Genomic DNA, 13,885 nt, shown 5'->3' on the forward strand with positions numbered 1-13,885 from the left:
TCCGTATTGTTTCCAGCGAAGCGGACCGCTGGTCCGTATCGTACGGCAAGGAGAAGCGCATGCCCGCGACCACCTCACCGGCAGACCTGTACCGGCACAGCCTGCGGCTGCTGCTGGACAAGGACATCGCCGCCTGGGTCGGCCTGTGGACCGAGGACGGCGTCATGGAGTTCCCCTTCGCGCCGCCCGGCTGGCCCCGGCGGCTGGAGGGCAGGGAGGCGATCGCGTCGTACATGCGGGACTACCCCGACCACATCGACCTGCACGACTTTCCCGACCTGCGGATCCATGAGACGACCGACGCCGGGACGGTCGTGGTCGAGATGCGCGGGGTGGGCCGTATGGTCGCGACGGACGCCCCCTTCGACATGACCTACATCGCCGTCGTGACCGTCGAGGACGGACACTTCACGTCCTACCGCGACTACTGGAACCCCCTCGCCGTCCAGGAGCCCGGCATGGACTTCACCGGGAGCGGCGCCCGATGACCTCGCTGCGCACCGTCCTCGTCATCGGCGCCACCGGCACCACGGGCAGCCGCACCGCCGCGCGGCTGATCGCGGCCGGTCATCGGGTCAGGGCAGCCGGCCGCCGGGCCGACGCGCTGCCCGGCACGGAGGCGGTTCGATTCGACTGGTACGACCCCGGCACGTTCGACGGCGCCCTGACCGGAGCCGACGCCGTCTACCTCGTGCCGCCGGTCGGAGATCCAGACCCTGCCGCCGTCATGCTGCCGTTCCTGAAGCAGGCGCGTTCCTCCGGCGTGGCGCGCGCGGTGCTGCTCAGCGCCTCGGCGATTCCCGAAGGCGGCCGGGCGGTGGGGGAGGTGCACCAGGCGCTGCCCGGCCTGTTCGACGAGTGGGCGGTGCTGCGGCCCTCGTGGTTCATGCAGAACTTCACGGGCACGCACGCCCACGCCGACAGCATCCGCGAGCACGGCGTGATCCGGACGGCGGCCGGCGCGGGCCGCGTCGGATTCGTCGACGCCGACGACATCGCCGCAGTCGCGGTGCGCGCCCTGACCGACGAGCGGGCGCACAACACCGACCTGGTCCTGACCGGCCCGGAGGCACTCAGCCACGACGACATCGCCGCTGTGGTCACCGAGGTCACCGGCCGCCCCGTCACCCACGACCGGCTGACCCCGGACGAGATGCGCGACCGGCTCGCCGCGGTGATTCCGAGGGAGTTCGCCGCCATGCTGGCCGACATGGACCGCGCCATCGCCGAGGGCGCCGAGGACCGCACCACCGACGCCGTGCACCGGGTCACCGGCCGCCCGCCGAACGCCTTCCGGGCGGTGGCCGAACGGGAGCTGGCTCCTCGGTGACTCGGTGACTCGGTGACTCAGCCGGACTCCAGGGCGCCGCCGAGGAGTTCGGCGCGCTCCCGCAGGCCGATCAGACCCTGCTGCGAGCCGGGAAGGGGCAGCGAGGGCCGGGCCGGCGGTGTGTTCGTGAGCGAACACCGGGGTGGCGATCGCGGTCCTGGCCGGCTGCCTGGCCGCCGTGGACGCCTTCCGGCGCTACCACCGCTTCGCCCGCCCCGTCATCGCCGTCGGCTCGATGTCCCTGACCGCCCTCTGGTCCCGCCGCTTCCGCCGCGGCCCCCTGGAATGGCTTCTCGGCAGGGCCACGAAGCCGGCCGAACTGGTCCGCTGAACCGCCCCACCAGGAAAAAGTGGTGGCGCCCCTCATCCGCGAAAGACGCCACCACCGATGGTGTTCTCAGCCGCCGAGGACCGGCAGGGTCAGACCGCAGCGCACGGGCTTCGCGTGCGCGGGATCGAGGGCGTTGCTCACGAGTTGGGCGGCGTTGGTGTCGTACGCGAGCGACAGATGGTCGGAGAGGTCCTCCCGGCAGACGTCCTGGATCAGGATGTTCCGCACGGTCGCGCCCGGACCGGCCGTCAGGAAGTTGTTGTCGTACGGCGTGGCGAACACCTCGTACCGCGTGGCGATCACGGTGTAGCGGACGCCCGGCTGGGTGTCGCCGCCCCGGTCCAGCTTCCGGTTCACCTCGGAGCCGACCATCTGGTCCGACCACGCCTGGCCGACGAGGCCGGACACGGTCGGGTTGAGGCCGAGCCTCGTGGTCAGCCGGCCGAGGCCGGAGATGTCGCCGCCGTGGTTGGACGGAGCGAGGGCGACGAGATGGCGCACCTTGTTCCGCGGCGGATGCGCGGGATTCGTACCGCCCTCGAACCGCAGGTACCAGCGAGGCGTCGGACCGCCTCCCTGCGAGTGCCCGACGAGGTCGACCTGGCGGGCCCCGGTCGCCTTCAGCACGCGGTCGACGTAGCGGGCGACCTGCTTGGCGGACTGCGGGATCGGGCCGGTCGCCTGGAACGGACTGCCCGGCACCCCGCCGTAGTTGGGCGCGAAGACGCAGTAGCCCTGCCGCTTCAGCCACGGGGAGAGCATGCCCCAGTTGTTGTAGCGGTTGGCCGCGGAGCCGTGCAGCAGGACGACCGGGCGCGGATGCCTGCGCGTGGGCCGGCAGCTCCAGTCGTTGGCCCCGGACGGCGAGGCGTCCGGGTGGAGGAGCCCGCCGGCCACCGCCGCGGGGGCGTCGAGGAGCCTGAGCGGGGAACGCGGTGGCACGGGGCCGTCGGATGCGCCCGCCACGCCCTGCAGGCCGGCGGCCAGCGACAGGGCGAGTCCGGCGCAGACCGCGGCCCACCTGGCACGTCGCCCGTTCGCACGTCTGCGCGAACCCATCCGATCCGACATCGGTCACTCCTCGTCTCAGAGCCGGCCGAGCGCCGACGCGAAGATCATCGAGGAGCGGGTCACCGAGGCGCCCAACCCCCGCTCGGGGCACCTCTTATGGAGCAGACGGCTTTCATCCGTCCAGCCCACGGGCGTGCGGGAAATCTTTTGGGCACACCGGGAACTCAGGCGGGTCCTCATCCGACTTGTGTGAAGAGACGGCCGTCCACCGGCCGTTCCATCACGTCCTCGGTACAAGGGAGTCGTCCGTGTCCCGCTCCACGCTGATCCGCACTCTGCGCCGCACCGGCGTCCTCACCTCGGTCGCCCTCGCCGTGGCTCTCGCCACCGCGGGACCGGCGGCGGCCCACGCGGAGGTGGAGGCCGAGGGCGCCCGGGCCCTCGACCAGAACGTGGAGTTGACCTTCTCCGCGGAGTCGGAGTCCGCCTCGGCCGGGATCAGCAAGCTGGAGGTGATCCTGCCCGAGGGGATCACCCCGCAGGACCTCACCTACGAAGAAGGGCCCAAGGGATGGAAGTTCGCCCCCAACGACCGGGGGTACACCGTGTCCGGGCCGAAGCTGGCCGTGGGTGAGGACGTCGAGTACGTGCTGACCGTACGGCAGTTGCCGGACGCGAAGGAGGTGGTCTTCAAGACCCTCCAGAGCTACAGCGACGGCAAGGTCGACCGCTGGATCGAGCTGGAGGAGGAGGCCGAGGGGGACGGGCACGGCCACGGCCACCCCGCGCCCCGCCTGGCCCTTGAGGCGGCCGCACCCGGCGCCGTACCGGTGAGCCCCACTCCCACCGAGGCCCCCACGACCCCGGCGCCCTCGTCGGGCACGTCGTCGGACGAGCCCTCCGCCGCGGAGTCCTCCGCCGAGCCGGTGGCGGACGACTCGAAGGACGACGGCGGCATGCCGGTGGCCGTGCCCGTCGGCATCGCCGCGGCCGTGCTGGTGCTCGGTGGCGGCGTGTGGTGGATGCGCAGGCGCCGCAGCGGATCCGCCTGAGGGCAGGACACAGGCGGTGGCCGGCCACGCGTACGGTGATCCCGCCCGCGGGTAGTCATCACCCCCATGGCGAGCATCGTCGTACTCGGCGCCGCGCTCGGCGGCCTTCAGACCGCCCTGCTGCTGGCCGCGGACGGCCATCGGGTGACCGTGCTGGAGCGTGACCCGCATCCCGCACCGCCCGATCCGGACCTGGCGTGGTCGCGGTGGCAGCGCCCCGGCGTCCCCCAGCTGCGCCTCACCCACCTGCCGCTCGCCCGCTGGCTCCAACTGACCGAGGCGCATCTGCCGGACCTGGTGGCGGCGATGACGGCCGCCGGGGCCGTGCGCATGAGCGTGCTGGCACCCGAACCGGCCATGCGGGGGCAAGTCCTGCTGCCCGCCGACGCGCGCTTCGACACGCTCGCCGCCCGGCGTTGTCTCCTCGAGCACGTCGCCACGCGGGCGGCGGAGGCGGCCGGTGTGCGGATCGAGCGGGGCGTCATGTGCCGGGGGCTGAGCGGCGGTGACGCGGCGGGGACGAGTGCCGGCGGGCGGCGCGCACCGCACGTCACGGGTGTGCGGACCAGCGCGGGGCCACAGCTGGCCGACCTGGTCGTCGACTGCACCGGGCGCCGCTCACCGCTCCCCGCCTGGCTGCGCGACCTCGGTGTGCCGGGCCCGGTCGAGGAGGTCGGGCGGCGCGGATTCACGTACTACTGCCGCTACTTCCGTTCCGCCGACGGCACCCTGCCCGCCGACACCTTCCCGCTGATCGCGGAGCACGGCTCGCTCGGCCTGCTGCGCATCCCGGCCGACCACGGCACCTACTCGCTGGGCCTCATCAGCCGCGGCGACGACCACGAACTGCGCCGACTGCTCCGCCACGAGCCCGCATGGTCGGCCGCGGTGCGCCTGTTCCCCGACGCGGAAGTCTGGCTGGACGGCCGGTCCATCACCGACGGGATCCAGATCATGGCCGGCCTCACGGACCGCAGACGCACGCTGTACGACGACCCGCACCCCCGGGTCAGCGGGCTGGTCGCCGTCGGCGACGCGTGGGCGCTCACCGTGCCGACCATCGGACGGGGACTGGCGATGAGCCTTCAGCACGGCCTGATGCTGCGCGACGTCCTCAGGCAGCACGGAGGCGTGGGCGACCCCGTCGAGCTGGTCGGCGCGTTCGGCGCCGCGACCCGGGACGGGCTCGCGGACGTGTACCGGCGCAGCACCTCCTACACCCGGCACCGCCTCGCCGAGATGGACGCGCATGCCGCCGACCGGCGCTATCGGCACCCCGACTGGGACCGCGCGAGAGCCCTGGCGCTGCTGGCCGCGCGCGACCCGGACGCCCTGCGGGCCGAACGGGCCGGGGCCCACCTGCTGCCCGGCGCCGAACACGAACTGCGCGCCCCGGCCCTGACCGAGGCGGTGGCCCGGCTGCTCCCCGAGATCGAGCGGCGCACGCCGCCGGGGCCCGCGCGGGCTCGGTTGCTCAAGGTGCTCGGCGCGGCGTGAACGCGCCCGGCGGGCAGGCCGCTACCGCAGGCGGGTGGTCTCCAGCAGGTCTACGGCCATGAGCCGCGCGGGCTCGGCGGTGTGGTCGGCGACGCGGCGGAAGGTCTCCTGGGCGGGGCCGGCCGGCCACTCCGGGGGAAGGTGGCGGGCCGGGAGCCGGGGATCGGTGCGGATGGTCCAGAGCCACTCGCTGACCAGCCGCAGCCGCGTGCCGATCGGGTCGTTTCCGCCACCGGCGTCCAGATGGGCGGTCCACCGCTTGTCGAAGACGACGTAGCGGGCGGCGATGCTCTCCAGGTCCCAGGTGTCGCGGATCATCAGCTCGATGTCGGTGACCGGGGCGGCCTGCGCGTGGAAGATCTTGACGTGGGCGGCGAGGCCGAGATCCGCGACGATCCCGGCGACGTCGACGTCGCCGGGGGCGATCCACAGGCCGCTGTAGAGCGCCCCGAACCCGGACCAGGTCAGCCGGGAGCGCAGGTCGTGGCGCTGCCGCTTCCAGGAGTCCGGGAGGGAGAAGCCGAGCAGCGTCCAGGAGCCGTCCCAGTCGTCGTTGACCGCGCCCTGCTGCCAGATACGGACCCGGCCGTCCTCAAGGACGCGCCTCGCCTGCGGGGTCAGGCCGAAGAACATCTTGCGGCCCTCGCGCTGGCGCCGCAGCAGACCCCGGTTGACCATCCGGGTCAGCGTGGAGCGCACGGCCTGCTCGCCGACCCCGACGCGCCCCAGCACGTCGATGATGCTGCCGGAGTAGACGCCGAGGTCGCCTTCCTCCAGGACGTGGTTGCCGAAGAACGCGAGCATGAGCGACTGCGGGCGCGGCTGCGGGCCCTCCGAGGTGTCCTGACCGTCCAGGATGTCGTCGTCGTCCACGGTGGCAAGAGTACGGCCGCCCGCCGAGGGCGCGGCGGGCGGCCGTACGGCCTCAACGGCCGTCAGCGGGGTGCGCGAGGTCGAAGGGGCGGGGGTAGACGGTGGGGCGGTACGGCACATAGCGCGTGGGTGTCGTCGGATCGGCCTGCGTGGCACGGGAGTTGAGGGCGGCCGGGTCGGTGCCGACCCATCTGCCCGTGTCCAGGCGGTCCTCCAGGGTGTCCAGCGCGGCGAGCTGTTCGGCGGGGCTGAAGGTGCAGTGACCGGCGTTGTCGGTGTAGGCCTGCCGCAGCAGCGACGCCGATCCCCCGGCGGTGACGGCCCGCTTCAACGCGCTCTCCGCCTGGACGGGGATGAGGGCGTCGCCGGTGGTGTGGACGGCGAGCTGCGGCTTGGCCAGCCTGCCCGTGAAGGAGCTGGTGCGCGCCATCCACGCGACCGCGCCCGGGTCGGCGCCGACCCTCGGGGCGCGGTTGAGGGTGGCGAGGTCGGCCTTCAGGGAGAGGCCGGCCTCCTTGTAGAGCTCGGTCACTTCCTTGCGGACCGAGGACCGCCCGAGCAGCCTCGCGTAGTCGACCCCGGTGTTCCAGGACATGTTGCCGCCGGCCCGGCTCTCGGCCTCCTGCCGCCAGCTGAAGGCGGGCAGCTTCACCAGGCCCTTGAGGGCCTCGTACTGATGAGCCTGCTGGGCGTCCCAGTCGGTCGCGGCGGGTCGGGGCTGCGTCGGCTGGTTCCAGCCCGGGATGTTGTGCAGGGCGGCGGCCAGGGCGATCCGGGCCCGTCCGGCGGGTGTCCCCTGGGCGGTCTCGACGGCGGCTGTCAGGGTGTTGGCCGCGGCGGCGGCGGTCTGCTGGTCCGGAAGGTTCACCAGCGGAATGCCGCTGCCCGGCGCGAGGAGGGTCTTGAGGGCGAAGACCGGGTCGAGGGTGCTGTTCCAGTTGGCGACGCCGCCGTGGACCAGTCCGCACAGGGACAGTGAGCCGTCGATCCGCTCCGGGTGGCGCTCGGCGATGGCCGTGGTGACGAGTCCGCCGTACGACTGCCCCCAGGCGATGGTCCGGGAGGCCGCCCCGAAGCGTTCGGTGAAGGCGGCGAGAGTGGCGAGCTGGTCGGGCACCGCGTCCGTCACCGCCCAGCCGGTGGTGGCGTAGGAGGAGCCGATGAGGGCGTAGCCCTGCCGCAGGAGGAGAGTTTTCGTCGCCTCGTCCGTGACGTCCCGGGCGGGATTGGCGGGGCCGGGCGTGTAGCCGTGGCTGAAGAGGAGGACGGTGCCGTTCCAGTCGGCCGGCACGTCCATCATGTACGTGGCGCCCGAGGGCAGTCGGCCGTCCACGTGCACGGGGTCGGAGGTGACGGCCACGGCCGAGGCGGGGACCGTGGTCAGGGCGAGCACCAACGCGGCGGCCAGGGCGGTGCGGGTGCCGGTCGTCATGCGGTGATCTCCTCCGTGCGGGGGGTGGTGGGGAGTTCGGACGCGGGGCCGGACAGCGACGTACGACTGGTCTCGCGCACGAACCAGACGGTCAGCGCGGTGATGAGGGAGCCGCCGCACAGCAGCAGCGCGACGGGGGTGCTGTTGCCGCTGCCGGCGACCAGGCTGCCGGCGATCATGGGGGAGAAGCCGGCGCCGATGAGGGTGGCGCCCTGGTAGCCGAGGGAGGCGCCGGTGTAGCGGACCCGGGTGCCGAACATCTCGGTGAGCAGGGCGCCCAGCGGTCCGTACATCGTGGACTGGGCGATGCCGTGGCCGATGACGACGGCCAGGATCAGCGCGCCGGAGGACTTGGAGTCCACGAGGGCTAGGACGGGGAAGGCGGTGGCGGCCGAGAGGACGGCGCCGGCGAGGACGACCGGGCGGCGGCCGACGCGGTCGGAGAGCGCGGAGGCGCAGGGCAGCACGACGAGGGCGACGGCCGCGGACACCGTGAGCGCGGTGAGGACCTGCGGGCGCGGGTAGCCGATGCCGGTGGCGTACGCGATCAGGTAACTGGTCAGCAGGGACTGGGCGGTGAAAGCGCCGATGCCGACACAGCAGGCCAGCATCAGGGCCCGGGGCCGCCGCAGCACGTCGAGGATCGGCAGCCGTGCCTCGGCGCGGTCCTTCTTCACCTCGGCGAACAGCGGGCTCTCGACCACCTTCAGCCGGACGAAGAGCCCGACGCCGAGCAGCACCACGCTCAGCAGGAACGGCACGCGCCAGCCCCAGGCCGTGAACTGGTCGCGGGGCATCGCGACCACGAGGGTGACGACGAGCGAGGAGAGCAGGGAGCCGAACGGCGCTCCCATCTGCGTGAAGCTGGACCACAGTCCGCGGCGGCGCTCGCCGGCGTGCTCCACGACCATCAGGGTGGCGCCGCCCCACTCGCCGCCGATGGCGATGCCCTGGGCGACGCGCAGGGCGATCAGCAGGACCGGAGCCCAGACACCGATCGTGTCGTACGTCGGCAGCAGGCCGATGAGGAAGCTGGCGCCGCCCATCAGGCCCATGGTGAGCAGCAGCATGGACTTGCGGCCGAGCCGGTCGCCGAAGTGCCCGAAGACGATGCCGCCGAGCGGCCGGGCGACATAACCGGCGGCGAAGGTGCCGAACGCGGCGATCGTGCCGACGGCGGGGTCGGCACCCGGGAAGAACAGTTCGCCGAAGACGAGCGCGGCGACCGTGCCGTAGACGAGGAAGTCGTAGAACTCCACGGCCGTACCGAGCAACCCGGACAGGGCGACTCGGCGCAATTGCCGGTTTCGCTCGGGGCTCGTGGAGGGGGACGGTGAGGGTGATGCGGCGGGGGACGGGGACATCGCGGTCTCCCTTGACCGGGGGAAGGACACCGCGAAAGTAGGCGCAGTGCTGACTGCCGTCAAGAAACTGCACAACATTGACAGGTGGGTCGGCCCGGACGGCCGGCTGCGACCGGTGACGTCGCCGGCCCGGGTCGGTGCGGTCGGAATTGGCTCAGCAGGGCGGTCACCGACGGCGGCATGACGCACACGCCGAGGCCGTGCCGGACCAGGTCCGCCGCGGCCGGCAGGTGGTTCACCTCGGTCACCAGGACCACCTCTACCGGCCGGCTCGACGCCCGCACCCGATGGCAGCCGGGCGATGAGCCCGACCGGCGCGACGACGTGGTTCACGGTCGTGGTGCTCGCACCGCTCGCCGCGGTCGCCGTCCGGACCGAGCGCAAGTGAGGGCATTCGCCGCGTATCGGTACATACCGATGAACTCGACCGCCCCGATGTGACGTTGCCCATTGCGCGGCACGGCGCGCCTCACAAGTCTCTCGGGGAACAAGCGTCCGAAGAAAAATCCGAAGACCTGTTATCCGCGGTCCGCCGAGCGATCTCCCAGGTATCGGACAGCATCGTTCGGCGTCGAGGACAGGGAAGTTTTTCTGATGAGTACAGAGCGCACGGGGGAACTCGCGGCACTGGTGAGCGCCGCCCGCGGTGGCGACCCGGAGGCTCAGGACGCCCTGGTCAGTGCGTACCTCCCGTTGGTCTACAACATCGTGGGGAGGGCTCTGAACGGCTCCGTCGACGTCGACGACGTGGTGCAGGAGACCATGCTGCGCGCCCTCGACTCCCTCGGCGGACTGCGCGCTCCCGAGAGCTTCCGCTCCTGGCTGGTGGCCATCGCGATGAACCAGGTCCGGGCCCACTGGCACGACCGGCAGTCCGCTCCGGGAGGCGTCGAGGAGGCCGAGGACCTCGCGGACCCGGGCGCCGACTTCGTGGACCTGACGATGGTCCGGCTCCAGCTGTCCGGCCAGCGTCAGGAGACGGCACGCGCCACCCGCTGGCTCGAACCCGACGACCGCGGGCTGCTGTCGCTGTGGTGGCTGGAGTGCGCGGGCGAGCTGACCCGGACCGAGGTCGCCGGCGCCCTGGAGCTCTCCCCGCAACACACGGCGGTACGGGTGCAGCGGATGAAGGCCCAGCTGGAGGCGGCCCGCGTCGTGGTACGGGCGCTCGACGCCCGGCCCCGCTGCCCGGAACTGCACGGCATGCTCGCGTCCTGGGACGGTCGGCCCTCGGCCCTGTGGCGCAAGCGAATAGCCCGGCATGCCCGGGGTTGCGCACGTTGTTCCGGTCTGTGGAGCGGGCTGATGCCGGCCGAGGGACTCCTGGCCGGACTCGCGTTGGTCGCCGCCACGCCCGCGCTGCTGGACCGGGTGCTCGCCGCCACCGGCGGGATGACCCCGGTCGGCTCGGCCTCGGCGGTGAGCGCCTCGTCGGGGCACGCCGGACCGGGCGGGGGAGCGGGACACCGTGCCGCGCGGGGCCGGGCCGTCTCCCGTGGCGAGGCCCGCCGTCGGCGCCGGATCAAGCGCCGGGCCGTCGGAGGCGCCGTCGTGGCCGCCTGTGTCGCGGGTGGCGGACTCTGGTACTTCGACTCCGACCCCGGCACCGGGACCGAGGAACCGATCGCCGCGCGCACCGCCGGAGCCCCCGTGGCCGACCTCTCCGAGCGCCCCCTCGAGACCTCCGCGCCGCCCTCCAAGTCCCCGTCGCCGTCCGCCTCGCCGTCGAAGAAGGCGAGCCCCTCCGCCTCGCCCAAACCGACCAAGAAGGCCACGCCGACCCCTCGGCCCTCCACCCGGCCGACCCGGACCCCCTCCAGCACGCCGCAGCCCCAGTCGGCCCCCACCGACACCATCGGGCAGGTCGTCGCGCTGGTGAACAAGGAGCGGGCGAACGCCGGTTGCGGCCCGCTCGCCGAGGACGCCCTGCTGAACAAGGCCGCGCAGGGCCACTCCGAGGACATGGCCGCCCGCGACTTCTTCGACCACACCAACCCCGACGGAGCCGACCCCGGGCAGCGCATCACGGCGGCGGGCTACCGCTGGTCGACGTACGGGGAGAACATCGCGATGGGCCAGCAGACCCCGGAGTCCGTGATGGAGTCCTGGATGAACAGCCCCGGACACCGCGCCAACATCCTCAACTGCTCGTTCAAGGACATCGGCGTCGGCATCCACGACGGCGCGGGCGGCCCCTGGTGGACGCAGGCCTTCGGCGCCAAGCTGTGAGCCGGGGGTGGATCGCCCCCGTCACAGCATGACGTGCTTGACTTGCGTGTAGTCGAGCAGACCGGTGAGGGAGAGGTCGCTGCCGTACCCGGAGTGGCGTACGCCGCCGTGCGGCATCTCCGACACCGTCGTGCCGTGGGTGTTGACCCAGACGATGCCGGTCCGCAGCACACGCGTCGCGCGCATGGCCCGGTCGTGGTCGCGGGTCCACACGCTCGCGGCGAGCCCCTGGGGCACGTCGTTGGCCATCCGGACGGCCTCGGCCTCGTCGGCGAACGGCTGGACGGTGACGACCGGACCGAACACCTCGCTCTGCACGACCTCGTCCTCCTGCCGCAACCCGGCGACCACGGTGGCCCCGTGGAAGTAGCCGGGCCGGTCCACCGCCGCGCCCCCCGCGACGACCTCGGCGCGCTCCGGAAGCCGCGCCAACAGGCCGCGTACGGAGGCGAGTTGGGCGGCGTTCGCGAGCGGGCCGAAGTCCGCGCGCTCGTCGTCCGGCATCCCGGGCCGGCGCCGGGCGGCCCGGTCGGCGAAGCGGGCGACGAAGGGGTCGTGGATCCGCCGGTCGACCAGGATCCTGGTCGGCGCCGTGCAGTCCTGCCCGGCGTTGTAGAAGGCGAGGGTCGACAACTGTTCGACCGCGTCGTCGAGATCGGCGTCCGCGTGGACCAGCACGGGTGCGTTGCCGCCGAGTTCCAGATGCAGCCGCTTCAGGTCGGCGGCAGCCGCGGCGGCGATCTGCTGCCCGGCGCGGACACTTCCGGTGACGGCCACCAGCCGGACCCGCCGATGGGCGACGAGGGCACGTCCGGTGTCGCGGTCGCCGCACACCACGTTGAGCACACCCGGCGGCAGATGCTCGGCGGCCAGCCGGGCGAGCAGCACGGCGGACGACGGTGTGGTGTCCGACGGCTTCAGGACGACCGTGTTGCCGGCCGCGAGCGCCGGGGCCACCTTCCACACCGACATCATCAGCGGGTAGTTCCACGGCGTGATCTGGGCACAGACGCCCACCGGCTCGCGCCGCAGCACGGAGGTGCGGCCCCGCGTGTACTCGGCGGCGGCCGCGCCGGGCAGGTTCCGGGCGGCCCCGGCGAAGTACCGCAGCACGTCCACGATCGCGGGCAGTTCGTCCGCGAGGAAGCGGGCCCGCGGCTTGCCCGTGTCGGTCACCTCGGCGCGGGTCACCGCCTCGGCCTCCCGCTCCAGGGCGTCGGCGATGCGCAGCAGAGCCGCCTGCCGTTCCCCGGGCGTGGTCAACGACCAGCTCCGAAAGGCCTCTTCGGCCGCCCGGCAGGCCGCGTCCACGTCTGCCGGGCCGGAGAGCGGGGCCGTGCCGTGGCGGAGCCCGGTGGCCGGGTCGATCAACGGAACGGTGGCACCGGACGCGGCCGGCAGGTCCTTGCCGCCGATGTGGTTCAGGCGGTCGGTGTCAGCCACGGCGCAACGCCTCCTCGGCGGCGGCGCGGCCGGTGCGGACGGCGCCCTCCATGTATCCGGCGACCCACTGGTCGGAGCCGCAGACGTAGAACGGCGGTTCATGCGTGCCGTGCAGCGGGCCGACGGCCATGACCTCGCCCGGCGGCCACTGGGTGACGTACCCCTGCGTCCACGGATCGGTGCCCCACAGCCGCAGATGGCAGGCGCTCGGCCGCAGCGCCTCGTCGCCGAACATGCGGGCCATCTCGGCGAGCAGTTCGGGGGCGCGCCGTGCGGGCGGGGTGCCGAGCAGGACGCCGTACCGCTCGGGCGGGACCAGCGCCGACAGGACGCCCTCGTTCTGCGGCCAGGTGCTGCCCAGCACCCCCTCCGCCTCGGACAGGCCGTTCAGACCGGCCTCGCGCCAGAAGGGGCGGTCGTAGACGGCGGCGAACTTCGCGGCCGTCGCCTGCCGTTGCCGGTGCAGGGAGCCGAGCCGCGCCTCGCTCACCCCGCTGACGGCGACCGACCGCAGCGGACCCACGGGCAGCGCGCTCACCACCGCGCCCGCGGTGAGGACCTCACCGCCGGCCAGACGTACGGCGCACCGGCCGGGGCGTACGTCCAGCGCGGCGACGGGGGAGCCGAGCCGCACGCGCGGGCCCAGCTCGCGTCCCAGGACCTCGGCCAGTGTCGCCGAGCCCTCCGCCAGCCGCAGCCCCTCCCAGTCGGCGTAGTCGTAGTCGCCCGTGCCGGAGCCGGGCACCGCCGCGCTCTTGCGCAGCGTCGCCAGCAGCGAGATCCGCTCGTACGAGCCGCCCGCCAGGGCGAGTTGGCCGATGTCCCACAGGCGTACCACGGCGGGTGAGGCCTGCCGGGAGCGCAGCCAGTCCGCCACGGAGAGGCGGTCCAGGACCGTTGCCTCCGGATGGGACCAGGGGTCGTCGGGGTCGACCGTGGCGGCCAGGGCCGTGAACTCGGCACTCAGGCGGGCGTGCAGGGCCGCGTCCCCGGGACCGAACCAGTGCGGTGGGTCCCCGGCCGACAGCCCCTCCGCGGTGGAGCGGGTGATACGGCCGGGTTCCCCGACATAGCTGGGGACCAGTTCGAGGCCCAGTTCCTTGGCCAGTTGGAGGTAGGCGCTGTGCCCGTGGCCGACGACCTCACCGCCCAGCTGGACGGTGCGGCCGTCGGGTGTACGGGCCTGCTCCACCCGGCCGCCGACGCGGTCCCGGGCCTCCAGGACGAGCACGTCGGTGCCGGCGGCGGCCAGGTCCCGGGCGGCGGCGAGCCCGGCGAGACCGGCGCCGAGCACGATCACGTCGTGATGCATGGGTTTCGCTT

Annotated in this window: 11 protein-coding genes and 2 pseudogenes; 6 read left to right on the forward strand and 7 right to left on the reverse strand. The window is 73.2% G+C overall.

The window, feature by feature from the left end:
* Positions 1-59 precede the first annotated feature (59 nt).
* Both ACIRD7_RS14525 and ACIRD7_RS14530 read left to right on the forward strand, forming a co-directional pair.
* The gene (locus ACIRD7_RS14525; RefSeq protein WP_403453159.1) at positions 60-488 is read left to right on the forward strand and encodes a nuclear transport factor 2 family protein; all 429 of its coding nucleotides are present in this window, start codon (positions 60-62) and stop codon (positions 486-488) included.
* Complete coding sequence (locus ACIRD7_RS14530; protein WP_403453160.1) at positions 485-1,330, forward strand: NmrA family NAD(P)-binding protein; 846 nt, start codon at positions 485-487, stop codon at positions 1,328-1,330. The genes ACIRD7_RS14525 and ACIRD7_RS14530 overlap by 4 nt, the downstream gene beginning before the upstream one ends.
* A 17-nt stretch (positions 1,331-1,347) precedes the next feature.
* Here ACIRD7_RS14530 and ACIRD7_RS14535 read toward each other — a convergent pair.
* Positions 1,348-1,464, reverse strand: a pseudogene (locus ACIRD7_RS14535) (two-component sensor histidine kinase); the annotation flags it as partial.
* Between ACIRD7_RS14535 and ACIRD7_RS14540 the strand changes: the two are divergent.
* Positions 1,461-1,661 (forward strand): annotated as a pseudogene (locus ACIRD7_RS14540) (DUF418 domain-containing protein); the annotation flags it as partial. The pseudogenes ACIRD7_RS14535 and ACIRD7_RS14540 overlap by 4 nt on opposite strands.
* 66 nt (positions 1,662-1,727) lie before the next feature.
* On the opposite strand, the gene ACIRD7_RS14545 reads toward ACIRD7_RS14540, so the two are convergent.
* Positions 1,728-2,732, reverse strand: coding sequence for an esterase/lipase family protein (locus ACIRD7_RS14545; protein ID WP_403453161.1), 1,005 nt, complete (start codon positions 2,730-2,732; stop codon positions 1,728-1,730).
* A gap of 248 nt (positions 2,733-2,980) precedes the next feature.
* On the opposite strand from ACIRD7_RS14545, the gene ACIRD7_RS14550 reads away from it, so the two are divergent.
* Together ACIRD7_RS14550 and ACIRD7_RS14555 are read left to right on the forward strand one after the other, a co-directional pair.
* Positions 2,981-3,724 carry a DUF1775 domain-containing protein gene (locus ACIRD7_RS14550; RefSeq protein ID WP_403453162.1) on the forward strand — a complete coding sequence of 248 codons (744 nt, stop codon included), beginning with the start codon at positions 2,981-2,983 and terminating at the stop codon, positions 3,722-3,724.
* Positions 3,725-3,790: 66 nt separating this feature from the next.
* Positions 3,791-5,221, forward strand: a complete 1,431-nt coding sequence (locus ACIRD7_RS14555) for an FAD-dependent oxidoreductase (RefSeq protein WP_403453163.1) — start codon at positions 3,791-3,793, stop codon at positions 5,219-5,221.
* A gap of 21 nt (positions 5,222-5,242) precedes the next feature.
* On the opposite strand, the gene ACIRD7_RS14560 is transcribed toward ACIRD7_RS14555, so the two are convergent.
* From ACIRD7_RS14560 to ACIRD7_RS14570, 3 genes are read right to left on the reverse strand one after another with little or no spacing between them, the layout of a single operon-like run.
* Positions 5,243-6,094: a PaaX family transcriptional regulator C-terminal domain-containing protein gene (locus ACIRD7_RS14560; protein WP_403453164.1), complete on the reverse strand. Its 852-nt coding sequence runs from the start codon at positions 6,092-6,094 to the stop codon at positions 5,243-5,245.
* 52 nt (positions 6,095-6,146) lie between these two features.
* Positions 6,147-7,526 (reverse strand): alpha/beta hydrolase family protein, encoded by a 1,380-nt coding sequence (locus ACIRD7_RS14565; RefSeq protein ID WP_403453165.1) that lies wholly within the window; start codon positions 7,524-7,526, stop codon positions 6,147-6,149.
* Positions 7,523-8,890 carry an MFS transporter gene (locus ACIRD7_RS14570; RefSeq protein WP_403453166.1) on the reverse strand — a complete coding sequence of 456 codons (1,368 nt, stop codon included), beginning with the start codon at positions 8,888-8,890 and terminating at the stop codon, positions 7,523-7,525. Before ACIRD7_RS14570 ends, ACIRD7_RS14565 begins: the two co-directional genes overlap by 4 nt.
* A gap of 594 nt (positions 8,891-9,484) precedes the next feature.
* Between ACIRD7_RS14570 and ACIRD7_RS14575 the strand changes: the two genes are divergently transcribed.
* Entirely contained in the window at positions 9,485-11,119 is a 1,635-nt protein-coding gene (locus ACIRD7_RS14575) for a sigma-70 family RNA polymerase sigma factor (RefSeq protein WP_403453167.1), read from the forward strand.
* Positions 11,120-11,140: 21 nt separating this feature from the next.
* Here the strand turns inward: ACIRD7_RS14575 and ACIRD7_RS14580 are convergent, their stop codons facing one another.
* Together ACIRD7_RS14580 and ACIRD7_RS14585 are read right to left on the reverse strand one after the other, a co-directional pair.
* Entirely contained in the window at positions 11,141-12,562 is a 1,422-nt protein-coding gene (locus tag ACIRD7_RS14580; RefSeq protein WP_403453168.1) for an aminobutyraldehyde dehydrogenase, read from the reverse strand.
* Positions 12,555-13,874, reverse strand: a complete 1,320-nt coding sequence (locus ACIRD7_RS14585; RefSeq protein ID WP_403453169.1) for a flavin monoamine oxidase family protein — start codon at positions 13,872-13,874, stop codon at positions 12,555-12,557. Before ACIRD7_RS14585 ends, ACIRD7_RS14580 begins: the two co-directional genes overlap by 8 nt.
* Positions 13,875-13,885: the final 11 nt, after the last annotated feature.

This window comes from Streptomyces sp. NPDC093568 (assembly GCF_044764945.1).
Classification (GTDB): Bacteria; Actinomycetota; Actinomycetes; order Streptomycetales; family Streptomycetaceae; genus Streptomyces.

Bases quoted from the DNA above. Each gene is read 5' to 3' on its own strand.
- ACIRD7_RS14565 (WP_403453165.1), bottom strand. From the start codon at position 7,526: ATGACGACCGGCACCCGCACCGCCCTGGCCGCCGCGTTGGTGCTCGCC.
- ACIRD7_RS14555 (WP_403453163.1), top strand. From the start codon at position 3,791: ATGGCGAGCATCGTCGTACTCGGCGCCGCGCTCGGCGGCCTTCAGACC.
- ACIRD7_RS14585 (WP_403453169.1), bottom strand. From the start codon at position 13,874: ATGCATCACGACGTGATCGTGCTCGGCGCCGGTCTCGCCGGGCTCGCC.
- ACIRD7_RS14530 (WP_403453160.1), top strand. From the start codon at position 485: ATGACCTCGCTGCGCACCGTCCTCGTCATCGGCGCCACCGGCACCACG.
- ACIRD7_RS14570 (WP_403453166.1), bottom strand. From the start codon at position 8,890: ATGTCCCCGTCCCCCGCCGCATCACCCTCACCGTCCCCCTCCACGAGC.
- ACIRD7_RS14575 (WP_403453167.1), top strand. From the start codon at position 9,485: ATGAGTACAGAGCGCACGGGGGAACTCGCGGCACTGGTGAGCGCCGCC.
- ACIRD7_RS14545 (WP_403453161.1), bottom strand. From the start codon at position 2,732: ATGTCGGATCGGATGGGTTCGCGCAGACGTGCGAACGGGCGACGTGCC.
- ACIRD7_RS14525 (WP_403453159.1), top strand. From the start codon at position 60: ATGCCCGCGACCACCTCACCGGCAGACCTGTACCGGCACAGCCTGCGG.